Source organism: Wolbachia endosymbiont (group A) of Limnophora tigrina (assembly GCF_964263225.1).
GTDB lineage: Bacteria > Pseudomonadota > Alphaproteobacteria > Rickettsiales > Anaplasmataceae > Wolbachia.
In genome coordinates this window covers 781,031-806,333 of the sequence record NZ_OZ181654.1, presented here as the reverse complement: position 1 = coordinate 806,333, position 25,303 = coordinate 781,031, and the positions used below count along the sequence as shown (strand labels likewise).

19 protein-coding genes and 1 pseudogene are annotated in these 25,303 nt (G+C 33.8%); 10 read left to right on the top strand and 10 right to left on the bottom strand.

Annotation, left to right across the window (positions count from 1 at the left end; all coding sequences use genetic code 11):
- The first annotated feature begins 142 nt into the window (after positions 1–142).
- The 7 genes from ACE38P_RS03715 to ACE38P_RS03685 all read left to right on the top strand — a co-directional run bounded on the left by ACE38P_RS03715 (position 143) and on the right by ACE38P_RS03685 (position 10,999).
- Complete coding sequence (locus ACE38P_RS03715) at positions 143–1,669, top strand: RHS repeat-associated core domain-containing protein (protein WP_374699524.1); 1,527 nt, start codon at positions 143–145, stop codon at positions 1,667–1,669.
- Positions 1,670–1,696: 27 nt separating this feature from the next.
- A complete protein-coding gene (locus ACE38P_RS03710) occupies positions 1,697–1,954 on the top strand; it encodes a hypothetical protein (RefSeq protein ID WP_374699523.1) in 258 nt (85 codons plus the stop codon).
- A 219-nt stretch (positions 1,955–2,173) separates the two neighbouring features.
- Positions 2,174–3,340, top strand: a complete 1,167-nt coding sequence (locus ACE38P_RS03705; RefSeq protein ID WP_374699522.1) for an RHS repeat-associated core domain-containing protein — start codon at positions 2,174–2,176, stop codon at positions 3,338–3,340.
- A gap of 5 nt (positions 3,341–3,345) precedes the next feature.
- A complete protein-coding gene (locus ACE38P_RS03700; RefSeq protein WP_374699521.1) occupies positions 3,346–3,816 on the top strand; it encodes a hypothetical protein in 471 nt (156 codons plus the stop codon).
- A gap of 86 nt (positions 3,817–3,902) precedes the next feature.
- On the top strand, positions 3,903–4,109 hold the full coding sequence (locus ACE38P_RS03695) for a hypothetical protein (RefSeq protein WP_374699520.1): 207 nt from the start codon (positions 3,903–3,905) through the stop codon (positions 4,107–4,109).
- A 79-nt stretch (positions 4,110–4,188) separates the two neighbouring features.
- Positions 4,189–4,548, top strand: a complete 360-nt coding sequence (locus ACE38P_RS03690) for a hypothetical protein (RefSeq protein WP_374699519.1) — start codon at positions 4,189–4,191, stop codon at positions 4,546–4,548.
- A 1-nt stretch (position 4,549) separates the two neighbouring features.
- Positions 4,550–10,999 carry a neuraminidase-like domain-containing protein gene (locus ACE38P_RS03685; RefSeq protein ID WP_374699518.1) on the top strand — a complete coding sequence of 2,150 codons (6,450 nt, stop codon included), beginning with the start codon at positions 4,550–4,552 and terminating at the stop codon, positions 10,997–10,999.
- A 141-nt stretch (positions 11,000–11,140) separates the two neighbouring features.
- Here the strand turns inward: ACE38P_RS03685 and ACE38P_RS03680 are convergent.
- The 5 genes and pseudogenes from ACE38P_RS03680 to ACE38P_RS03660 all read right to left on the bottom strand — a co-directional run bounded on the left by ACE38P_RS03680 (position 11,141) and on the right by ACE38P_RS03660 (position 17,128).
- Positions 11,141–12,355: pseudogene (locus ACE38P_RS03680) on the bottom strand (IS256 family transposase).
- An 80-nt stretch (positions 12,356–12,435) separates the two neighbouring features.
- A complete protein-coding gene (locus ACE38P_RS03675; RefSeq protein ID WP_374699517.1) occupies positions 12,436–14,946 on the bottom strand; it encodes an ankyrin repeat domain-containing protein in 2,511 nt (836 codons plus the stop codon).
- A 447-nt stretch (positions 14,947–15,393) separates the two neighbouring features.
- The gene (locus ACE38P_RS03670; protein ID WP_374699516.1) at positions 15,394–15,786 is read right to left on the bottom strand and encodes a helix-turn-helix domain-containing protein; all 393 of its coding nucleotides are present in this window, start codon (positions 15,784–15,786) and stop codon (positions 15,394–15,396) included.
- 34 nt (positions 15,787–15,820) lie between these two features.
- Positions 15,821–16,153 (bottom strand): helix-turn-helix domain-containing protein, encoded by a 333-nt coding sequence (locus ACE38P_RS03665; protein ID WP_374699515.1) that lies wholly within the window; start codon positions 16,151–16,153, stop codon positions 15,821–15,823.
- A gap of 51 nt (positions 16,154–16,204) precedes the next feature.
- Positions 16,205–17,128, bottom strand: a complete 924-nt coding sequence (locus ACE38P_RS03660) for a hypothetical protein (protein WP_374699514.1) — start codon at positions 17,126–17,128, stop codon at positions 16,205–16,207.
- 190 nt (positions 17,129–17,318) lie between these two features.
- Between ACE38P_RS03660 and ACE38P_RS03655 the strand changes: the two genes are divergently transcribed.
- Positions 17,319–18,401 carry a hypothetical protein gene (locus tag ACE38P_RS03655; RefSeq protein WP_374699513.1) on the top strand — a complete coding sequence of 361 codons (1,083 nt, stop codon included), beginning with the start codon at positions 17,319–17,321 and terminating at the stop codon, positions 18,399–18,401.
- Between the two features lie 181 nt (positions 18,402–18,582).
- Here the strand turns inward: ACE38P_RS03655 and ACE38P_RS03650 are convergent, their stop codons facing one another.
- From ACE38P_RS03650 to ACE38P_RS03635, 4 genes are all read right to left on the bottom strand, one after another.
- Positions 18,583–18,945 (bottom strand): helix-turn-helix domain-containing protein, encoded by a 363-nt coding sequence (locus ACE38P_RS03650; RefSeq protein ID WP_374699512.1) that lies wholly within the window; start codon positions 18,943–18,945, stop codon positions 18,583–18,585.
- A gap of 22 nt (positions 18,946–18,967) precedes the next feature.
- The gene (locus ACE38P_RS03645) at positions 18,968–19,297 is read right to left on the bottom strand and encodes a helix-turn-helix domain-containing protein (RefSeq protein ID WP_374699511.1); all 330 of its coding nucleotides are present in this window, start codon (positions 19,295–19,297) and stop codon (positions 18,968–18,970) included.
- Positions 19,298–19,405: 108 nt separating this feature from the next.
- On the bottom strand, positions 19,406–20,065 hold the full coding sequence (locus tag ACE38P_RS03640) for a RadC family protein (protein WP_374699510.1): 660 nt from the start codon (positions 20,063–20,065) through the stop codon (positions 19,406–19,408).
- An 84-nt stretch (positions 20,066–20,149) separates the two neighbouring features.
- Positions 20,150–20,272: a hypothetical protein gene (locus ACE38P_RS03635; protein WP_374699509.1), complete on the bottom strand. Its 123-nt coding sequence runs from the start codon at positions 20,270–20,272 to the stop codon at positions 20,150–20,152.
- Between the two features lie 120 nt (positions 20,273–20,392).
- Between ACE38P_RS03635 and ACE38P_RS03630 the strand changes: the two genes are divergently transcribed.
- Both ACE38P_RS03630 and ACE38P_RS03625 read left to right on the top strand, forming a co-directional pair.
- On the top strand, positions 20,393–21,163 hold the full coding sequence (locus tag ACE38P_RS03630) for a polysaccharide deacetylase family protein (RefSeq protein WP_374699508.1): 771 nt from the start codon (positions 20,393–20,395) through the stop codon (positions 21,161–21,163).
- A 20-nt stretch (positions 21,164–21,183) separates the two neighbouring features.
- Positions 21,184–22,740, top strand: a complete 1,557-nt coding sequence (locus ACE38P_RS03625; protein WP_374699507.1) for a penicillin-binding transpeptidase domain-containing protein — start codon at positions 21,184–21,186, stop codon at positions 22,738–22,740.
- Positions 22,741–22,839: 99 nt separating this feature from the next.
- Here ACE38P_RS03625 and lon read toward each other — a convergent pair whose 3' ends face one another.
- Complete coding sequence (gene lon, locus ACE38P_RS03620) at positions 22,840–25,296, bottom strand: endopeptidase La (RefSeq protein ID WP_353281264.1); 2,457 nt, start codon at positions 25,294–25,296, stop codon at positions 22,840–22,842.
- Between the last annotated feature and the right edge of the window lie 7 nt (positions 25,297–25,303).

Genomic DNA, 25,303 nt, shown 5'->3' with positions numbered 1-25,303 from the left:
AGTTAGCTTAGAGAATCTGAAACTCTATTATTACGATCCTCTATATTCGTATCGACACAGCGAAAGGTTTTTTCAACAAAGTAGAATTTGATTCGTGGAGTACATGGAAGTAACATTACGAAAATTAGGCATGTAGGTGTTAATGGCTAAAGAATTTTACATATCGAATAAATCTAATCACAGTTTGCCGATAATAGATAGTAGACCTGTCAATGAGAATGATATAGATGCAAGTTACGATGAAAGCGGTAATCTACTAAAGTTAAATGGTTCACAGAATTTACATTGGAATTACCGAGATAACATCGCCTATGTTGATATTATAACTAGGGCTAGTGATAAAAATGATAGTGAATACTATGTTTATGATAGCAGTGGACAAAGAGTCAGAAAAGTTACTGAAACTTATCAGAATAATGAAAAAATTTTTACCCGAGTAGAAAAAATTTACTTTGGTGATATTGAGGTTACAAGAACTTATCAAGATAATAACTTAAGCAAAGAGAAATACACCATTCATGTAATAGAAAATAAAAGCAGAGTAGCTCTCCATCATTATTGGACTAAAGGTAGCCCAGAAAATGTGGAAATAAAAAGTCAAGACCGTTATCAGCTCAGTAATCATTTAGATTCAGTGGCTTTGGAATTAAATGATAATGCTGAAATCATTACATATGAGGAATATCTACCATTTGGTGGCACAGCACTTATTGCAGGAAAAACAGCTCGTGAAGTAACGGAAAAAGAATATAGATACTCAGGAAAAGAAAAAGATGAGAGTACAGGTCTATATTACTACGGTGCTCGTTACTATGCATCCTGGCTTCTTAGGTGGATAAATCCTGATCCTGCTGGAACTGTTGATGGACTCAATCTTTATCAGTTTGTTGGGGGTAACCCAGCTAATAGTGTTGATATCGATGGGATGATTGAAGAGAATATTAGTGATGATATGAAAGATTTCGTAAATGACTTTAAAAAAGGAGATTTAATCTACGGACTAGACTCTCCGAGGAAAAATTATGTTGATTCTGCGAAAAAAAAATATCCTGGAGAAAAAATTATAATAAATAAATATAATGATCCTGTTCTAGGGAAATATAGTCCAACCTCAAGCTCTATACCACTTAAGGATAAAGATCTTGTTGAATATGAAGAATTTCTTAAGTCAGAGGAAAAATTTAACGAAAAAGTGTTAAAAAATGAGGATAAAGAAAATGAATATAAGAAAGGAAGTGCTTTTGACACAATAAAAAGGATGGAAAGACAAATAGCACGAGCTTGTAAGGCTGGAATAGTTTTCAAAACCTCAAGAGGCAAAAAAGTCCATTTTGTTCTTGATGAAATTGATATAAATCGGGTTTTGGATAAAAAAATTTATCATTATAAAAATATTACAAGTGGGGAGTTAAGATCTATCTATAGGCAAAGAAATAAAGAGTGGATAGAAAAGAATGTAGTGTTTTGGAAAGGTGGGAAAAAAGTAAATCCTCCTTGGGAAGATGATAAAATGAGAAAAGCGTGGAAAAATTATGGATTAAAATCAATAGGAGGAAATTTGAGAAAAATAAGTAATAAATATGCTAGCTCCAGACTTAAAACTAGATTTGAATGGCTAATAAAAGGCGTAGGAACTATAGCACGTAACTTTAGATATTCTCAGGAATAAATACTATTAAAATGAGGAGAAAAAACTATGACAAATGAAAATATAACTAATGATTCTCAAATCCGTTTAGAAAAGATGGGAATAAATGTTGAAGAAGCTGAAAAATTATTCAGCTTTAAAAATAAAAATGATGAGTTTTTATATGACTCAGCATTTAAAATTACGGATTTGTCTGAGAATACCTTTATTTATAAGGTAAAAAACCCAATTTCAGTGGGAGAAGCTAAAGATATTTATCAGAAGTCTTTTACTTTTAGTAGAGGAGAATTCTCTTCTTTTTTATGAATGAATTTTATTTAAAAACCTAAACAACTATGGAGAGGAAAAACATGACTCACGAAAACACAACTAATGATTCCACTAGTTCGCTTAGAGAATCTGAAACTCTATTATTACGATCCTCTATATTCGTATCGACACAGCGAAAGGTTTTTTCAACAAAGTAGAATTTGATTCGTGGAGTACATGGAAGTAACATTACGAAAATTAGGCATGTAGGTGTTAATGGCTAAAGAATTTTACATATCGAATAAATCTAATCACAGTTTGCCGATAATAGATAGTAGACCTGTCAATGAGAATGATATAGATGCAAGTTACGATGAAAGGGGTAATTTATTGAAGCTCAGTGGTACACAGAACTTGCACTGGAATTACCGCGATAACATCGCCTATGTTGATATTATAACTAGGCCTAGCGGGAAAAATGATAGTGAATATTATGTCTATGACAGTAGTGGACAACGAGTCAGAAAAGTTACTGAAACTTATCAGAATAATGAAACAAACTCTACTCGAGTGGAAAAAATTTACTTTGGTGATATTGAAGTTACGAGAACTTATCAAGAGAGTGATTTAAGGAAAGAGAAATATACCGTTGATGTGATGGATGATAAAAGTAGAGTAGCTCTACATCATTATTGGACTAAGGGAACACCTGATGAAACTCAAAATAGTCAAAGTCGTTATCAGCTGAGTAATCATTTAGATTCAGTGGCATTAGAGTTAAATGATAATGCTGAAATCATGACTTACGAAGAGTATCTACCATTTGGTGGGACAGCGCTGATTGCTGGTAAAGCTGCCCGCGAAGTAACTGAAAAAGAATATAGATATTCAGGAAAAGAAAAAGATGAGAGTACAGGTCTATATTATTACGGCGCTCGTTATTATGCTACCTGGTTCCTAAGATGGATAAATCCAGACCCTGCTGGGACTGTTGATGGACTTAATCTTTATCAGTTTATTGGAAGTAATCCTGTAATTTATAGAGATAAAGGTGGGAATGCTAGAAATCAAGGTGGAAATGCTATTGATTATACAGAATTTCAAGAATCATTTGAAAAGGGAGATAAAATTTACGGTTTAAGTGACGCAAGGAACTCATACATCAATGCAGTTCTACCTAATGCAAACACTACAATAGATGACTTGAATAACCAGTTTATAGGTACAGCCATGTTTGGAGTTCAAGGTCAAACAGAATATTACAATGAATTAGCAGACCTATTTGAAAAGAAGGAGGCGAGGCAGTTTAGAACTTTTATTGAGGATCATCCGAAATACGATCCAAGAAGAGCACCGGGAGTGGCTAAAGACCCTAATTTGCACCCCGGAGACGATGATTTTCCCACCGATGAAGAAATCAGAACTACAAATAGGGATGCATAGTAAGGGTGGGACGTGCTTCTAAGGCAGGTATAGAATTTACTATTAAAGAACAACTTCAAAAGGTTCATTTTGTTCTTGATAAGCTCAATTTGGGTGCAGTCCCACAAAAAGTGTCACACTACGAATTACCAGAACATGGTCTTGATGTTCAAACTATTGAAAATAAACGGCAAGAACGTGGTGGCATTCTAAAAGACATTACTGGACAGGAGTTAAGGTACCTTTATAGAAATAGAGATAATGAGCAAATCATGCAAAATGTAATTTTTCGGAAAAAAGGGCAAAGAGTAGTTCCTCCTTGGAAAAGTAGTAATCTTGTAGATGCATATAGAAAAAATCCTGATGGCACGGTTGAAAATATAGGAAAGAAACCTCTTAAAGAACTATGGGAAGGATATAAACCAAAAGAACAAAAAAGATCAGTTGCAAAAGCAGCAGCTATGAAGATACTCAGCAAATCCATGGTGGCATTCTAAAAGACGTTACTGGACAAGAGCTAAGACGCATCTATAGAAACTGGAATAACGTAAAAGATAATGTAATTTTTTGGGAAAAAGGGAAAATGGTAGATCCGCCTTGGAAAAGTAACAAGAAGGTGGATGTGTATAGTTTAAAAAGTGGCAAGTATAAGATTATAGGACAAAAAAAACTTAAAGAGCTATGGAAAAAATATATACCAAAAGCAGAAAAAAGATCAATACTCGCAAAAGCAGGAGCTAGAGTCGATAAGTTATGTGGCAGCTGCACACGTAGAGTTAGGTCTGGCTAACTAGAAAAAGAACTATAACACATAACTTTAGATATTTCGAGAAATAAACACTATTGAATTGAAATAAGGAGAAAAAACTATGACAAATAAAAACGATTCTTACCTTCGCATAGAGAAGATGGGAATAAGCGTTGAAGAAGCTGAGAAATTGCTCAGCTTTAAAAACGAAAATGATGAGTTTTTATATGACTCAGCATTTAAAATTACAGATTTATGCGAAAGTACCTTTATTGAAAAGGTAAAGGATATAATCACAGAGCAGGAAGCTAAGTATATCTACCTGAAGGCCTTAGCAAGAAGGGAATTCGTCTCTCGCTATATAGAAAACGCCAGAGAAATGACCGAACCACATTATCGAGCACTACGTGTCTGCAATATTGACCACGATACAGCAGAGAAGTGCGGTGCAATTATACAAAATTTACAAACAGGAGAATAATATGACAGAAGTAGTTGAAAGTATATTGAATACTAAAAGCAGTTATAATGATTGTGATCATTGTAGTTCAGTTTTAAGCCCAGCGGCTTATTTTGTGAAATTGATGGAAACTGTTGAAAAATATATTGAGCAGCCAACAAACGGTAAAGATCTTAAATCACGTCGTCCAGATCTCTACAATATTAAACTCGATTGCGACAATACTAACAAAGAGAAATTATATCTTGAAATTGTCAATAAGATAATGGAAGAAAATCTAGATAAGAAACTAGGTGGCAATGCTCTACAGAAGTTAGCAACAGCTAAATATCCATTTAATTTACCAGCTAATTTTCCTTTAATTAGTATACGCGCTTATCTAGAAAAACAAGGCATTACTTTAGCTGACCTATATAGGGTACTAAAACCAGAAGCTGATAACGTTGCAGAATCTTTAGGCCTTTCTCCAGAAGAATATGAACTTATTACTTCTACAAGTTCTAACTTAGGCGAAGTTTATGGTATAAGTGAAAGTGAGCTTAAAAACGTTGAAAAATTCATCGCACAAACAGGTATAGGCGACAAATTAAAATTGTTGCTTGATAGTTATAACAAAGTCAAGAAACCAGCGAAACTAAGCATCGATTCCACTAATCAGACCATTGAAAGTCTTGATAATCAAGCTCTAGGATTTCTACATCGATTTATTCGCCTTGCAAATAAGCTTAACTGGTCATTTGAAGAGCTTAGTGACGTTCTAGTTGTTGTTGGTAAAGATGAAATCAATGCAGACCTCGTTAAACAAATAGCAAGGATAAAAAATCTACAAGAAAGATTTAAACAACCCATGACTAAAATAGTTGAGTTGTATGCTCAAGCAGATATTTTATCTAAAAAACTTGAAAACCTTTCAGAGTTTAAATCTTTGTTGAGTCAAAACTACACTAAACTTCAAGATCTAGTAGTCAGTGCAAATGAGCACAGTGTAAACGGCTACAGCGCACTACAAAACATCTTAAGTGTTAGCAGCAGTGAACTAACCTCTTTGATTGAATATAACAATAACATATCGAGCCAAACTGGAAAATTGTTGCTCTTTAGGGTATATAAACAAGTCTCATTGGCAAGGTTAATAGGTGTATCAATTGCAGAATTTACACAGTTAAACATTGATAAATTGAATTTAGACAACATAGAAAATGTGGTTGAATTAAATGATTGGTTAAAAAATCATTCGATTACTACTGAACAACTAAATAAGCTGATTAGTTTTTCAGATAAGAAATTGGTAGAACAGATAAGGAGTTCATTAGATAGTTCTTCAATACTTTTACGTGAGCAGCTAAGAAAAAAAATACAAGAGTTAATTAGTCTACCAAATGACACAGATGAGAAATTAAAAAAACAAATACAGGATGAGTTAGTTGGCTTCTCAGATGAGCAATTAAAGGAACAAATACAGAATACACTAAGTAAATATTCAGGTGACCAGCTAAAGAAGGAGTTGAACCATTTATTACAGAAGATAAAAGAAGAGAATTTACATAATTTTTATAACATAATACATAAGCATATAGGTAATTTACAACCAGATATGCTGGCTGCAGTCCATGAATTTACAGATCCTCAAAAATCACAAGCATTTTCAGATGTTTTGGCAAAACTCATTCATAACATTGAAGTACTTACAAAGCTAAAACTTTCAGTAGAGGATATAAGTAATATCACAAAAGATACTTATGGCATACAGGCGGAATGGTCATTAAGTCAAATTAAAACCCTTGTGAACTACAAGAATTTAAAGGATATATTTTCTAGTGGTGGAATTACTTTACCACAATATACAGATTGGCTAAATGGAGCAGATTACAACGAAAATAAAGTTGTAGAGAAAATAGCACAACTAACTGGCTGGAATGAAGATACATTGGAAGATGTAAAAGAGGTAGAAGCACTTAAACCATGTTTTGCTAAAACACAAAACCCTATAGATTCTTTGATAAAAATTAAGTCTTTTATGGATTTAGTAACTAAATCAGGAATTAATAGCAAAGTTCTGTTATCGTTAAAGGATTTGTACAATTTGGCAGTAGGTAGTGACAATAGCGGATGGAAAAAATATGCTGATGCTGCGGAAAACCTTAAATTATCAGCAAAAAGCGAAGCTAAAGATAAGGCTGAAAAATATTTAGCAGAGCAAAAACGTGATATTCTAGCAAAGTACATGATCCATGAGTATGAGCTTAAAAACATGCGAGATTTATATTCATATTTATTGATAGATGTTGAAATGAGTGATTGCTCAGTAATTTCACCTTTAAAAGCAGCATTAAACAGTGTTCAGCTCTATATTCACCGCTCTATGATGAAGTTGGAAAAAGATGTAAAAATTAAACCAGAATTGAATGAAGAAAAATGGAAATGGTTATCTCACTACCGTGAATGGGAAGCAAGTAATAAGATAAAATTGTATCCTGAAAATTACTTAAATCCTACTTTACGTAGAATTACAACTCCAGGATATAAAACGCTACAAAATACCTTAATGCAAGGAAATATCACAGACGAGGCAGTAAGTAACGCATACATGAAGTATTTTGAAGACTTTGAAGAAGTTACAAGCTTAAAAATAGTAGATAGTTGTTTTGAAAGAGTAGAAGATAAAACTTCAGGAGGAGAAAAGAATACTTTATGTATAATTGGTCGTACACTTGCTCAGCCGTACAATTATTATTACCGTACAGCAATTTTTGATGAAAAAAATCAACAAATTCTTTATTGGACTGCCTGGGATAAGATAGGAGCATCGATTCCAGTGGAAACTGTAACTCCTATTTATGCATTTCATAGGTTATTTTTATTCTGGGTACAGCAAACCAAAAAGAAAGAAATTAATATGACAAAGTATAGCGGTGGTAAAGATTCACCGCTGTCTGAAAATGCTCACGTTACAATCAACTACACTTTTCAGAAACCAAGTGGAAGTTGGACAGCACCACAAAAGTTAGCAGATAATATTGAAGTAGATCCTACTAAAGCAGATACTAAAGTAGATCCTATTAAAGATGTTGAGAAATTACATTGGAAAAAAGTAGCAGCTTTTTATCTTAAAGAAGGAGAAGAAAGAAGTGTCATAATTTCAATGGGCGAAATCAAACCGAATAACCCATGTTTATTTATCCTTGATGAAGATTTGATTGCTAGTAAAAAGGCGCTTAAATTTTCTGAGGATATTCAAGACAACTCAGAATTAAAAAGTACTACTCGTCAGTTATTTTATGACATAGATAAAAGTAAAAAAGGGAAAGAAGGTAAGCTTTCTCTGAAATTTATTACTCAAAGCATTTTCAAAAGCAATGCAACTAATAGGGAAGGCAGTGCTGAGTCTGCTTCAGATTCATCTACTATAGAATTATTAGGAAAATTTAAAATATCATCAGCTCAGCAAGTAGTAAATAAACCTGGATGGTTTATCATCGAAGGTAATCTTGAACGTGAAAATGTTCGTGAGTCATTTTTGCTTTTTCCTAAAGAATATGATTTATCTTCAATCAGTGAACGATCAATTTACGAAGTCAATGGTGAAGGAATTAAGCTTAAGTATGACAGTAGAATTCCACAAATAGATTTAACCGATACTGAGTTTGAATTTATAAGGCTAAACATTACTGGCAGTGTTCGTAAATTACGCCAAAAAGCTTATGCTGGAGGACCAAAAAGAATCTTAACTTTAGATTCACAGAAAATAAAACAGCTTGATTTTACAAGGTTTCAGCCAGCTGATGCTGTTGTTCATTATCCACCTGATATTTTGGATTTCAGTGGTGCTTATAGTATTTATCTCTGGGAAATATTTTTTCACATACCAACACTAATTGCTTGGCATTTAAATGGAGAACAAAACTTTTCTGCAGCTCGAGAATGGTATCAGTACATTTTAAATCCTACTAATGATAAAAGTCAGGCATGGAGATTTTTGCCGTTTACTAATCGCAATGAAGAAAGCATTACAAACGATTTGGGAAATACTCAAACTATCAAAGAATTAGAAGAGGATCCTTTTGATCCATATGTAATTGCAAAGCAACGTCCAACTGCGTTTGAGAAATACATAATTAAGTCTTATGTGGATAACTTAATTGATTGGGGAGATATGCTTTTTGCTAAAAAGTCATGGGAGGCATTAAACCAGACTACTATGCTTTACGTTAGGGCTTGGGATCTTCTTGGTCATAAACCAATCAAGAAAGGAAAATTTATAGTTGAAGCTAAGACCTTTGAAGAATTAAAAAGTAACCAAGAGAGTGGTACTTTATGTAGGCTAGAAGCAGAATTGCCATCTACAAATGCACAACTGACTAGAATGCAACCTGCTCATGAGGCATATGGTATATCGAAGTATGGTTGTTATTTCTGTAAACCAGAAAATGAAGAATTTATTGGTTTATGGGACAAAATAGAAGACCGTCTTTACAAGATAAGGCATTGTTTAGATATTACAGGAAAACGTTTAGAATTGCCTTTGTTTCAAGCACCGATAGATCCAAGACAATTGATACAAACAATAAGTGGTAGTGGTTCTTCTATAACAGTGCCATCTATTGATCAGCTACCACATTACCGATTCAATTATATGATTGCTTATGCAAGATCGATAGTTGAAACTGTAGTCCAGTTTGGATCAGAGCTATTAAGTGTGCTGGAAAAAAGAGATGCCGAAGCACTTGCTATACTTTACAATAAACAAGAAGGAATAATTGCTAATTTAATTACATCAATCAAAGAAAAAGCTATAGAAGCTCTAAAAGAAGAGGCAAAAGCACTTAATGTTAGTTTAAGTAGTGCAAAAGATCGTGAATCACATTATAAAAACTTAATTGATAGTGGTTTATCAGCTGGTGAAAAGGGAGCTATAGCACTATCTAGTGAAGCGGTTGATGGAAAAACTGTAATAGCTGGCATAAGAGGAGCAGCTATTGCTGCACACTTGATACCTACAGTATATGGTTTTGCGGATGGAGCTTTTCAACCAGGTTTTTCCGTTACAGAAGGGGCAAATATAGCTGAGTCAGCAGGAATAATTTTAAATGAAAAGGCACAGATAGCCTATACAAGAGAAAGCTACAAAAGACGTGCTGAAGATTGGGAGCTGCAAAGGATCATGGCTTCTCATGATACAGAGCAGATTAATTATCAAATAGAAGCAAATAAGATTAATCAAGGCAATGCTGAACAAGATCTCAAAGCTCATAAAAAATCGATAGAGCAAATTAAAGAAAAAGAAGAGTTCTTCAAGAATAAGTTTACTAATCAAGAGCTATATAATTGGATGAAAGGACAGATAGCAATTATATATTTTCAAGCTTATAAAATAGCCTTGGAAATTGCTAAGCAAGCAGAGAAGACCTATCAGTATGAACTTAACAATAACAAATCATTCATTACTAACAACTCTTGGAATAGTTTTAAGGAAGGATCGCTTGCTGGTAGTGTTCTAAAGTTTGCACTTGAACAAATGGCAAAGGGCTATCATGATGAAAACAAAAGGACTCTTGAAATTAGCAAAGTAGTTTCTTTAGGGCAAATAAATCCTATAGCACTGCACGAGCTGAAGACTAAGGGTAGCTGTAAGTTTGAGTTAACAGAAAAGCTGTTTGATCTAGATTTTCCTGGGCATTATTGTCGTAAGATCAAGAATATAAAAATTACTATTCCTGCGGTAGTTGGCCCTTATGAAAATATTCATGCGAGCTTACAGCAAACAAGTAATAAGGTAGTACTTAAACCTAACATTGATGCAATAAAATACTTATTAGGAGAAAGCGGTTCTAGCCAGCCAGAAAATGGTGTCCTAAGAGAAAATTGGCAGCAAAATCAGGAAATTGCTCTCTCAAGGGGTGACCAAGATAGCGGATTATTTGAGCTTAACTTTAATGATGAGCGTTATTTACCGTTTGAAGGCACTGGTGCAATATCAAGTTGGCAGTTGAGTTTACTGAAAGCTACCAATAGGTTTGACACTAACAAAATTTCTGATGTGATAATTCACATTGATTATACAGCATTTAATGACGGAGGATTAGCTGATCAAGTTAAAGGCCTTTCAAAATTAAAGCATTATCATGGCATGTTACTGGTAAATTTAAGTACAACTTACCCTGAAGCATGGAAAAAATTTAAGCAAACACAAAGTGGACCTCACGAATTAAAATTCAAACCTTCTGCTGAGATCTTTCCTGCCTACTTCAAAAATCCAAAAATTGATTCAAACAAAAGCGTTAAAATTATACCTGAAGCACCAGGTGTAGAAAAAATAAAGTTGAATGACAATGACTGGAAAAAAGACACTTTTGAAGTTGCTGGTACATTTACAATTGGAAGCGAATGGACTCTCAAGATTAACAATGCTGATATTGATAAAATCGAGAAAATAGTTGTAATCATTCCTTATAGAGCAGAAATTAACTGGTAAGTAAAAAAAGCCTACTACACTTTTAATAGAAGTTAGTAGGCTTGTGGAATTCTTAAATTTTATTGTAGAGCTTGATTTCAGGCTCTACAGAGAACTGCCATAAAAAAGGGAATGTTCAAAAAAGTGTGTCAAACCGAATTTTTAGTTCAACTCAATTTTTAACCTATCAGGAAAAAAGATGTCAAGTTGAGATATAGTTAAAGCCCAATTAGGTAAAGCCATAGCCCATTTTTGCTCTATCTTTTTTATAGCACAATATACCAATTTGTACAAGGCATTTGTACTGGTAAAAGAACCTTTGGTTTTAGTAAATTTTCTAATCTGTCTGTGTAGTCCCTCGATAGGATTAGTGGTATAAATTAGCCGCCTAATTGGCCCTGAATACTTAAAATAGCTAGACAAATTTTCCCAATTATTCTGCCAAAACTAGTGGATACTTTTCACCCCATTTTTCCTCCAGCTCAAGTAAATAATTTTCTGCGATTTCTCTACTTGTAGCATGGTATATTTTCTTCAAATCATTCATGAAAACTTTTACATCTTTACTTGATACGTATTTTAGTGAATTTCTTATTTGGTGCACAATGCATAACTGTACCTCAGCATTGGGAAATACACTATTTATAGCTGTAGGGAAGCTTTTCAGACCGTCAACACAAGCTATCAAAATGTCTTCTACTCCTCTCTCTTTTAAGTCATTTAATACACCTAGCCAGAAGTTAGCTCCCTCACTTTCTGCTAAGTAAAAACCCAGTACTTCTTTTCTGCCATTTTGCTAATATATTATACATGCATTTACTTATGCAATGCCCATTCTCTTTGACCTTAAAAAACCATAAATACTATCGGGTATACTGATTGTAGGGGACGACTCCTCCATTCATTGATTATAGGCAGTAATTTATCTGTAATTCCAGATATCTCTGCTGCAGATATTTTATGGTCATAGATTTCTTCCACATAGGATGCTATATCCCTGTATCCCACACCGCTTGCAAACATGTTCAAGACCTTTGTTTCAAGTTCTGGATGTAAGCTTGTTTGCCTTTTTTTCACTATCTGTGGTTCGAAACTTCCCTCTCTATCTCTTGGTGTCAATAGTTCAAATGAACCTGCACTCGTCTTCAAAGTTTTGCCATTCTTTCCGTTTCTTCGATTCTTTCCTTCTCTTTCATTGGATAAATGATGCTCTATTTCACCTTCTAGACTTGCTTCCAGCAGCCTTTTTACAAATGGTGTTAATGCTCCATCTCTCCCCATCAATGGTTTACCTTCCCTTATTGATGACAGTATATTTGCTTCCAGCTCTTTGTAATCTACCAGGCTAGTCGTTCCATTTTCTATTTTGTAACTCATATATCAAACCTCTATTTTTTGTTTCTATTTTATTTTTATTTCTCGGTTTGACACACTTTTTTGAACATTCCCATAAAAAACTAAACACCTTTAACTTGAGTTAAATTACCTTGAACAGAAACACCTTCTAAGTAATTGCTAGGGTTCTTGTCTTTCAAGCTAAAGCTCTGATTTTCTATATAATTAGCCCTTGATAATGAAATACTTCTTTCCTTTTCATAAGGTATTTGTGGTAGCTCATTGTTAAAAGCAGTGATAAATCTATCAAATTTCTTTGGACTGAATTTGCCACCTTTTACGTTAGAACAAGATTTCTCTACATACGAGTTTAAAACCCCAGAAATTTCGTCAAATCTACCACCTACGACTTTCTTAGTAATCTCTTCTTGTACTTCTACAAAATCAATGCTTAGTCGATGCATCGATATACCACTTCCCTTTGCAGCTTGTTCTATAGCTTTTTCAAATGCCTGTGTAATATTCAATGCATAACCTAACACTTCCAATTGAGAAAGAGAGGCACCTTGAAAAGAAGGATATTTCTCCCCTGTAAATCTCCTCACAAAGACATCTAACAATGCTATTGTTCCATTAAAATCAATCTGAGAGATTGTTGTTTTTGTACTATCTTCAGATTCATAAGTTGATTGTTTTTTAGGAGAAGTGCCATAATCTACTTGAATATTATTAGTAAGCAATGACGTAGTGCTTTTAAAAGGAATATTACCTATAAACTCACTTGCAGAATCTTTAATCCAAGCAATATAATCATTTATCCATGAAGTTATCCTAGTTGAACCACTTGCAGCTGAAAATTCTTGCTCATTTGACACATCACGACGTTTACGAGAGGTTTTTGGTGTTAAAAAATTAATAACATCTGTGTGATTTTTGTCCTTAGCAATATCCAATGGTTTTTTGCCATATTTATTTTTAGCATTAACATCAGCTGTGTTGTTTACAAGCAATTTAACTACTTCGAGCTTACCTTCTCCAGCAGCTACATGTAACGGAGTGTCTTTGCGATTACGACTTTGAGCTTCAATATCAGTACCATTAGTTTTGATAAGAAAATCAACTATATCAGAGTTACCCTTTTTAGCAGCTTCATGCAAAGGAGTCCAACCTTTATTATTTCTAGCATTAACATTAGCTCTTTCTTTTACAAAAAGCTTAGCTACGTCTAGCTTGCCTTTACTTGCAGCCTCATGTAAAGGTGTCCAACCTCTATAGTTTCTAGCATCAACAGTAGCGTTTCTTGCAATGAGAAGCTCAGCTATGTCTTTTTTGTTTTCTTGAGCAGCAAAATGTAAAGGAGTCCAACCATGGTTTTCTTCTTTAGCGTTAACATCATCTTCTATGAAAAGGTTAACTATTTTTAATGAGCGGTGTTTCACAGCCCAATGTAAAGGTGTTACTTCATCTAATTCAGCTGATTTTCTTACAAGGAGTTTTATTATTTCCGTATTATTATATTCATCAGCTAAATCTAAAGGTGTTTTGTTACCTTTGTTTTTAGCTCTTACGTTAGCACCATTGTCAATAAGAATCCCAGCTATGTCTGACCAACCATGAATTGCAGCATAATGTAAAGGTGTCCAACCTTCATTCGTTTTAACATTAATATTTACGCCTTTTTTCAGGAAAAATTTTACAAGATGTGCTTGATTAAATTGAACAGCGGCATGTATAGGCTCTCTACCATTATACGCTTTAGAATTAATATTAGCACCTCGATCAAGAAGAAGCTGAACAATTTCTGAGTGACCTTTCATTACAGCATAGTGGAGTGGTGTCCACCCATCTTTATTGTCTTTAGCTTCAATGTTAGCCCCATTGCTAAGAAGAAAATCTACTACAATTTTGTAACCTCCCTCAGCAGCTAAGTGTAGAGGTGTCTTATTATCTTTATCTTTATCTTTAGCTTCAACCTCAGCACCTTGCTCAATAAGATTTGTAACTTTATCAAGATCTCCCTGTGCTGCAGCAGTTAATAATTCTTGGTTTAAATTTTCTTCTCTCGATAAAAAATTTACTATATCTGTATGACCTTTTTCACGAGCTAGGTCTAAAGGTGTTTTATTATCTTTATCTTTAGCTTCAATGTTGGCCTCGTGTTCAACAAGGAGCTTTACCACATCTAGTCTACCACGGTAGGCAGCCATATGTAAAGGTGTCTGATTGATATTATCTTTAGCTTCAATATCAGCATTATTTTTAACCAAAAGCTCTATTATATCAAAGCTAGCCTCAAGATCCCAAGCAACCTTATGCAAAGGTGAATAACCATTACTACCCTGAATATTAACATCAGCTCGCTTTCCTACAAGAAATTTAACAATATCCCATTTCTTAGAAGACACAGCGAGAAACAAAGGAGTTTCGCTATGATTGTTCTTAATATTAATCTCAGCCTCTTTTTCTATAAGCTTTTCCACTATTTCTGAATAACCCCTTATAGCGGCCCAGTGTAAGGAAGTTCCTTCAAAATTGTCCCTAGCATTAACATTGGCTCCCCTAGCTATAAGACTTTCAACCTCAGTAGAATTTCCTTGTTTTGCCGCTTCAATTAGTTCAGAATCTAAACTCATCTTGCCTCCTATATTACAAATTTAACATTAAGAAATATAAAAGCATTTAAGTCAATATATTTTTTGACATGTGATAAAAATTCTCTATGAAAATGTAAACTTGCTATGACAAGTAAGTTTTTCACCTTAATTTCTGCATAATCTCTTAAACTTCAATTCACGTAATTGACTCACCTCTTTAATATTGGCCAAGTTAGTCAATGTGCTCTCAAGTTATAGATTTACAAGAAAAAACTTGGGTACAGGTAAGGAAAGTGAAGGAAAAAGACTTGAGAAAGTGTAGAAGACCATGCGCGTCAAGTTAAGAAAAAGTGGCATAAGGAAGAAAGGAAATAAAAAAAACTATTTTAGATATTAAGTTAGTAATTTATTAATTCTTTATAAATAAGACACCTACCTTAAATGGTTACTATATTGGGCTCATTTTCTTAACTTGACGGATATGATTTATTTAACATCCCCTTTGAAGCCTGTATTAGCAAGAGCTTTAATTACTAAATGAACAATATCGCGCAATGTTTCATCTTTAATTTTTCTATATTCTCTTACTAATCTTGATATTTCTTCGCTGCCTACATCGCTACGAAAGGCATTATCATGCAAGTCTTTAGAAGCTTTGGTGAAAAAATATGACATATCAACTGACAAAGCTTCTGCCAAATTATACAGCCTATCAACTATAAGCCTTACCTCTCCAGTTTCATATCCTTGTATATGCTGAAATGAAATTCCAAGCTTTTTTCCTAAGTCCCTTTGGCTAAAACCACACATTAGCCTTCTTTTCCTTATTCTTTCACCTATTTGTTTATCAATAGGGTGTTGTTCAGCTTGCACAATCATTTGTTAATATCTTAATTTATATATCAAAGCAATACTAACTCTCATTGTAACCTTGAGAAAAAGATTTTACTAACGTATAAACTACACTACGCAACCTTTTGCTCTTAATTTCGTTATATCCTTTGACTAATTTTAGTATTTCTTCATCGTAACTTTCATGTGAGTCGGCGTGCATATCAGTAAAAAAATCAGCAACATCGATCGATAGGGCTTTTGCTAAATCATATAATCTACTGGCCAAAACACAATTTGAACCATTTTCGTACCTTTGTATCTGTCTATACGAAACACCTATTCTTCTGCCCAACTCGGTTTGTGTCAAACCACAGTATAACCTAAATTCCTTTATTTTTTTACCTAATTGCACCTTTTATCCCTTACTCAAATTTACAACAAATTTTATGAAGTGGAAAAACAGTCAACAAAAAAATTGCTTCAATAATTTCTGTCTTTTGCTAATTAAATTATGTAGCGTTATATACCTTTTCTCAATTTCCCTCATCTCTTTTTCTCGTTCTGCAATGCTATTTCGTATTACTTCAGCCGAATATCTGCTTTTACCACTTGCAAACTCTGATCTTAATCTTCTAACCTTATATTCAAGCTCAGAAAATCTTTCATGCTGCTCGAGAAGTTCTATCATGTGACTGATTTCAGAACTTAACTTTTCTTCCTCTACATCTCTCACAATAAAAGAAAGCAGAAGCTTATCTATTTGGTAATCAATATTTGGTTGAGCAGCAAATAGATCCATCATGGCTTTTACGTCAGTGGGATTTGCAACTAATAAGCTAAAATTACTACATAAAAAACTATAGAACTTTATCGTCTTCTCAAGATAATTTTTCATATCTTGTGATAATTGTAATTCTTTGTGAATTCCTGACAGCAATATTTTTAATTCTTCCAAGTATTCTACATCAAAATTACCTACTTCTTGAGGTAGAAGGATCATTAGCAGCTTTTTTACAAGCTCAACATCATTTGATTTTACTGCATTATAAAGAGCTTTATCCTTATCTTCTTTTAAATCATAAAGCTCCGACGAGTTATCTATGCTGAATAGATATTCAGTATTTCCTTGAGGAGAGTAGATTAAAATGTCCACTTCTCTTAGCGGGTGGTCATCATTAAACTTTTCTAGTAACTGCTTATCGGTAGTTTCCTCTATTGCTACAGCAGCTTTACTGATCTTTTTCAGTTCAGAAACATTATCTCTTGAATTTTCAAGTATGTCTTTAGCCTTGTCTAGCAACTGCTCATATAGAATTATTTTTTCTTCATCATCAAGTAGCTGACAATGCTTCTTCAACTTTTCAGTGGAGTAAGACAGGAGATCCATTTCTTTCAACTTTACAATCACAATACCCTATTTTTGTTGAAACTGAAATAATTTTTACAAGATGTGTTTTTGTAGTGTAAATGCCCGTTAAATTTGTTATTATAATCTACAGTAAATCAATAAGTCGTATAATATTAACAATTAAATAATATTTATCACGATATATTAGTTAAATAATGTGAGGGTTACAATGAAAAAAATAAATGGTAAAAAATTGTCTAGTAAAATGTTAAAAGCAGTAGAGCGAATAGCAAAAGAAGGGTTATTACCTAATTTTATAAAAGCTGCTCCAACAGCAAATAAAAAGATTAGTAAATTACCTGTCTTAACATATCCTGAGGAGCTCAATCCATTTCGATCAGCTTTATGCAAGATAAGGCTAAGAGAATATGAAAATATGAAACTAAATGAATTCTTGGAAAAAGCTATTGCATCTGAAAATATAGACAAATTAAGTAAAATCGTCGATGAAGCTTTGGATTTAGGAATAAGAATCAATGCTGCCAATGAAGATGGCTTTAGTTTTTCTAACGTTGTAATGTTTAAGATGTATCGTGATGAATTCAAAGGAAATAAACAAGAAGATATAATCAGAAAATTAGCCTTACATGGAGCAGATTTTAATGTACAAGTTGATAAGAAAATAACTGAAATTCATCAAAAGATGCAAAAAGAAATTGAGCCACAAATATATAGTAGGCTCAAAAAACTCAGGGAAGTTGGAGAGAACGCTACTATAGAAGGAACTGTTGAAAATGTAGAAATTGATAATAAGACCTTCTATATGGAATTTTCACATAGCTGCATAGTTGATGTTGCCAAAGTTGTAGAAGGTGCAAAAAATTTGGGCTTAAGTAAAGGAGACTTAAATCTTGGCGGTAATATCATAAAAATAGGTGATGGTGAAGTTGAAGTCAAAACTGGCAAAGACGGTAAAAGAAATTACGTAGATATATCCGATAACAGCGGTTTTGCAGTCACATTTTATACTAGCCTAGGAGAGCTAAATTTAATGGTATATCATGACACAGCAGACTATAATCAAGTACAAATTGAGGTGGAAGATGAAGAAATGTGGAATGAGTTGCAAAAAATAGGAGAAATCGTAGGACAGGGGTGTTTGCTTGGTGGAATGTCTGTTAAAGAAGCAGTAGAAAAAGGCAGCTTTACTAGATGTGGAAGGTGGGGAGACCAAAGTTCTAAAAGCAGTGAGACTTTTTCTTGGGTGAATAAATTAAAAGACAACAAAACGACATCTGTAGGACGTTCTTGATTGGTGGCTATGTTTCACATAGCCACTTGTCTATCAGAAATAAATAGTAAACAATTTAACCTTTACAAAGTAAAGTAGTTTTTAAAACTTAATCAAATTTACCATAAATAATTTACTTTAATTAGGATTGCTTGTAGAAGTGTTTTATATTATAAAAAATACCTGGACTTTAAAATTTGTATTATTTGTTAGCAAGAGCCTTTATCACTGAATGAACAATATCACATAGTGTTTCATCTTTAATTTTTCTATATTCTCTTACTAATCTTGATATTTCTTCGCTGCCCACATCGCTACGGAAGGCATTATCATGCAAGTCTTCAGAGGCTTTGGTAAAAAAATATGACATATCAACGGACAAAGCTTCTGCCAAATTATACAGCCTATCAACTATAAGCCTTACCTCTCCAGTTTCATATCCTTGTATATGCTGAAATGAAATTTCAAGCTTTTTTCCTAAGTCCCTTTGGCTAAAACCACACATTAGCCTTCTTTTCCTTATTCTTTCCCCTATTTGCTTATCGATAGGATGTTGTATGGTCATTTTACGTATCAGGTAATATTAGCTATGTATTATCACTTTGAGAAAAAGATTTTACCAATATATAAACTACACTACGTAACCTTTTGCTCTTAATTTCGTTATATCCTTTGACTAATTTTAGTATTTCTTCATCGTAACTTTCATGTGAGTCAGCATGCATACCAGTAAAGAAATCAGCAACATTAATCGATAGGGCTTTTGCCAAGTCATACAGTCTACTGGCTAAAATGCAATTTGAACCATTTTCGTACCTTTGTATCTGTCTATATGAAACACCTATTCTCTTTCCTAACTCAGTTTGTGTTAAACCACAGTATAACCTAAGTTCCTTTACTTTTTTACCTAATTGCACCTTTCATTACTAATTTTAGCTGTTCAAGCTTATATTGAATTTTTTAATTTATGAAGTAGAAAAAAAGAAGGAAAGCTAGAGAACTTTCCTTCTTTGATTTATAGCATACTATAATAAACCACTATCATAAAAACTAAAATGGCTCTTCTGTGTTACGATTATATGATCTATTAATTTCATTCCTACATTTTCACAGGTTGCAGCTAATGTAAGTGTGTTATCCTCATCCTCCTTTGATGGCTCTATATCTCCACTTGGATGATTATGTGAAATTGCAACAGATGCTGCGTCAATCAGTAATCCCTGTTTTATTATTTCCCTCACATACAGAGGTACTCTGTCTATAGTTCCACAGTCTTGAATATACTCATATATTAAATGACCACTTCGATCTAAGTATACCACTCGTAAGCTTTCCTTTCGTGACTGCCCTATTGCTGCTTTAAAGTATTTTAGTAGCTCTTCTCTATTATCAAGAATTGACAATTTTTTTAACTTACCTTTCAGTATCCTATCAAAAATCTCTTTCAGACAAAAGATATTTGCTATTGCTCCATCATTCATTCCTGTAACGTTTTTTAGCTCATGAAAATCAGCATTAATTACCCTTCCTAAACTACTAAAGAGCTCAATTAGCCTTTTTGCCACTTCTCTTCCTTCTGCATATCCAGACAGAGTACGTTCTAGTAGCTCGTGATCCAATAAAGACCTGCCTCTGCTTGATAGAATACGAGTTTCCAATTTTTCTTTTCTCTCATTATTATTCATAAAAACCTCCAAGGTCAACATTATATACAAATTCAACGCCAGCTTTCTGACGCAGTAGTTCTCGAGGAATAACCCTTTTGAACTCTAAATTCGCAATGTTGTCCTTGTTGCTTTAAAAGCTGGAATACCATTTGCCATGTGAATTTGTGCATTAACATTTACTGTGCTGGTTCCCTGAAGAGCAACGGTATTTATATTTGCAATCATACTATATTATATAAAGTTATTAATATAATATATTGACAAAGTAACGAAGTAAACAGTAGCTGTTAAAAGTGGTTTAATTTAGCAAAAAAGTGTAGTACTCTATCACTTTGCTGATTATATATGTTTATAAGAATAATCGCTTTTCTTTTGCTATGCTCAAGCGCAGTTTTTTGTAGTGATTGTAACTTTAACTTACCGTATCGTGGGCTCAGTTGTGATTTGGATCTATCATATAGAAATTTAAGTAATATAAAGAAATTATTGAATAACAAAGATAAGTTCGTTGCACTTACGTTTGATGATGGACCATCTTATAATAGAGCAGGAGATATTATTAATATTCTGGAGAGCAATAAAACAAAAGCGACATTTTTTTTGCTTGGTGAACGCATAAATAAAAAAACATCTAAAATAGTAGAAAAGATCCATCAAGCAGGTCATGAATTAGGTAATCATTCTTGGTCGCATAGGAAGTTGACATCACTTTCAAGTGAGGAGCAATTGCAAGAACTGGAAAAGACAAATGTGGCAATTAAAAATGCAACAGAACAGAATGTAAAATGGTTTCGCCCACCATATGGATGTCATAACGATAATTTGATCGAAAATACTAATCGATTAAATATGTATTCCATATTATGGACAGTCGATTCTCTGGATTGGCAAGGTGATAAATCAGAGATTTTGGTTGAAAGAGTTTTAAGCAATGTACATAATGGAGCGATTATATTGTTCCATGATCACGATAACAAATCAAATACAGTTGAAGCTTTACCTCAGATTATTGAAATACTAAAAAAATCGGGTTACAAACTTGTTACCTTAAGTGAGTGGGAAGAAAGGGTTTGTGATGTAGTGAAAGCTAGAAATGTGCCAATAAAAGGAGGATGAGTGCGTTCTAAAGGAATTCTATGTGGACAAAAAACAAGGTCTTCAACCGTAGGTCATTCATATTAGGTGGTATTCAGCTTACTATTTCTGCTATTTTTAGTTGTAGGTTGTATACTTTACAAGTACGAGATAGACAAAAATATGAAGTGCTATCCAATAATAATAGGATAAAAGTTGTTACTATTGTGCCTAAACGAGGCAGGATTTTGGATAGGAATAGCGTTGAACTCGCAGTAAACAAAATTTCGTATATTGTTTTATTTGATGGGCAGAAAACCTTTACTAGGGAAGTTGACTTGCAGATGTTATCAGAAATTAAACCTGATGCGATAAAATCATCAGATACAAAAATAACTGCTCTTTATAAACGTTATTACCCGTTTGGTTCGATATGTTCTCATATAATCGGATATACAAAAAGACAGCAAGACATAAATGAAGCAGGGGTTAGTGGAATTGAATATACATATGATCATGTATTAAAAGGCAAGACCGGAAAATCTGAGCAGGAAATAAATTCTAAGAAGCGTATCATGAGAGAGTTATCTAGCATACCGCAGCAAGACGGACAAGATGTACAGCTGACAATTGATGTTGATTTACAGAAAAAAATCGCAGAGATATTTAAAGACCACCAAGGTTCCACAGTGGTAATTGATGTAAATAACGGAGAAATTTTAGCATTGTATAACTCACCTTCTTACGATAATAATCTTTTCACTAGCAGATTATCAAATGAAACTTGGGAAAGTTTAAATATTCCTTCGTTACCGCTTGTAAACCGTGCATTATCATATCAAATTCCACCTGGTTCAATATTTAAAATAATAGATGCGCTTGCGGGTTTAAAAGATGGAATAATAACACCAGAAGAAAAATTCTCGTGTAGGGGATATATGAAGATAGGTGAGCGGAAATTTCGTTGCATGAAAAGCAAAGTTCATGGATATGTATCTTTAAATGAGGCAATGGCTCTCTCATGCAACACTTACTTTTATAATATAGGAAAAAAAATAAATGTAGATTCTCTACTAGAAATGGCTAGCAAATTTGGTATAGGAAGTGGACCATTAATTGGAATGTTTAAGGAAGAAGCTCCGGGATTGTTGCCTGACATGAATTGGCGTGCACGCAAGCTATATTCAGAGTGGTATTTAGGTGATACCATTAACTTAGTTATAGGACAAGGGTATTTACTTACAACGCCATTACAGCTTGCGGTTCTTGCAGCGAGGGTTGCAACAGGAAAGGAGGTAATTCCCCACATTGAGATGAGTAAATCAGGGCAAGACTTTCTTGATATTGATGTGAATCATGAGCATCTTAGTGTGGTTCGAAAAGCTATGTTTGACGTGGTGAATTCTAACTATAGAAAAGGACTAGGCAGTATACAAATTGCTGGCAAAACCGGAACACCAGAGATAAACTCTAAAGGTGAAAGTCATAAATTGTTTATCGCTTATGGCCCCTACCATGATCCGCGCTATGCAATCTCAGTGTTTATAGAACATGGTAAAACTCCACGCCAAGATGTTGCAATTGCTAGTGAGATATTGCAATATATGCTTGAAAAATGAACTTATGAAATTGCCATATATGTTACTTGTAATTTATATATTCAAATCAGAGCTTTGAGGTTAAAAAAAAGAAACGAAAATTGCATAAACCTTTTCAATTTAGTGCTTTAATGTTTCTGATGAAGGGAAGGTATTATCCTTATTTTCTATGGAGCTAGACACACTAATTTCGTTATTATCATCAATTGAAGTAATAGGGTGCATCAAAGCAACTTTTATAACTTCATCAATATTCTCAGCAAAAATTACATTGATTTCTTCTTTTATATTTGCAGGAATCTCTTGCATATCTTTCTCATTTTCACTTGGTATAATCACAGTTTTGATTGATCCTCTTAGCGCAGCAAGCAATTTTTCTCTCAAACCCCCAATAGCCAACACTCTACCACGCAATGTTACTTCACCTGTCATAGCAACACTTTTGTTAACTGGTATATTTGTCATAAGAGAAACAATAGATGTACATACTGCACTGCCAGCAGAGGGACCATCTTTTGGCACAGCACCCTCAGGTACATGCAAATGTATATCATTATTTTGAAATTTTTCGGGTTTTATACCGAAAAATAAACAATTTGATCGCACATAACTATACGCAGCTTTTATAGACTCTTGCATAACCTCTCCAAGCTTTCCTGTGTATTTTATTTCCCCCTTGCCCGGAATTAGGACTGACTCTATCATTAAAATATCACCACCTGTTTCAGTATAGGCGAGACCAGTTACTACCCCTACCAAACTCTCATTTTCTGCAATGCCAAAGGTATACTTACGTACCCCTAGGTAATCTTGTAAATTACCAACCTCTACGGATATTTTCTTATTTTTATCAGTTAATATTGCTTTAACTGCTTTTCTCATGAGCTTTGCAAGTTCCCTTTCCATGCTTCGCACGCCGCTCTCACGTGTATATAAACGTATCAACTCGTATAATGCTTCATTAGTTATTTTCCACTCCTTCTGATGCAAACCATGCTCTTTTTTTAATTTTGGAATAAGGTGATGCGTAGCAATACTGATCTTCTCATCTTCGCTATATCCAGATAATTGTATAATTTCCATCCTATCACGCAAAGGATGTGGCAAATTTAAGCTGTTTGCCGTAGCTACAAACATTACACTTGAAAGATCAAATTCAACTTCCAAGTAATGATCCGTAAAGTGTTTATTGTGCTCAGTATCCAAAACCTCAAGTAATGCAGATGCAGGATCACCACGCGAATCAGAACCCATCTTATCTATTTCATCAAGCAGAAAAAGCGGGTTGCATGAATTAGCTTTTTTCATGTGTTGAATGATTTTACCAGGCATTGAGCCAATATAAGTTTTTCTGTGTCCTCGTATTTCAGACTCATCACGTATACCACCAAGAGATATGCGAACAAAATCTCTTCCTACTGCTTTTGCCATAGACTTAGCTAAAGAAGTTTTACCAACACCAGGTGGTCCAACTAAGCAAAGTATAGGACCCTTTATCTCTTTTACTCTCTTTAATACTGCTAAAAATTCTATTATTCTATCTTTTACTTTCTCTATGCCATAATGATTTTCATCTAAGATTTTTTTAGCCGCATTTAAGTTAATTTTTGCATCTTTGTACTTTCCCCATGGCAAATCAAGCAACCAATGCAAGTAACTAGATATAACTGTTGCTTCAGGAGAAATGGGATTCATTTTCTTATATCTCTTTAAGTCAGTTATGGCTTTCTCTTTTGCTTCCTCAGAAAGCTTTGTTTCATTTATCTTTTTTTCAAATTCATTGAGTATATTCCCTTCATCTCCATTTTCAAACTCACCTAATTCTTTCTGTATAGCTTTTAATTGCTCATTAAGGTAGTAAACTTTTTGAGTACTTTCAACCTGTGATTTAATTGTCTTATACAAGCGGTTTTGTGCACTCAAAATACTTATTTCTCTCTCAATAAGAGCAAAAACTTTTTTTAAACGCTCTTTTGGGTTATAAACTTCAAGTATGTTTTGCTTATCTGATACCTTTATATTTAAGTGCGAAGCTATCATATCTACAATTTGATTAACCTCTTTAACTTGATCAATGGGGTCAATAATAATCTCGGGTCGACTTTTCTTGCTTAGTTTACACCAATTGTCGAATGCATCTATAACAGAACGCCTTAAAGCTTCTAAATCAATATTATCTTCATTTTCTCCATACTCATAATGACCATCTAACGCTACTCTGGCCTGTAACAAAGTGTGAGAGCTAATATATTCTATAACTCTTCCCCTTCTTACCCCATGAATCATGACTTTTACTGCATTGTCAGGCAGTTTTATTAATGGTTGTATAATGTTTGCTAACACGCCTACTTCATAAAGATTCTCTGGCTCTGGATTATCAATAGAACCATCTTTTTGTGCTATGAGAAAAATCTCGTTTTGGTGACTACTGCTACTTATTGCATATTCTAGTGCATGAACAGATTTTTCTCTACCTACGAATAAAGGCAACATTATATTTGGAAAAATTACTACATCTCTTAGAGGTAATACTGGTAATACAGTAGAATTAAAGTTTACAGCACGTCCAATACTCATAATATAT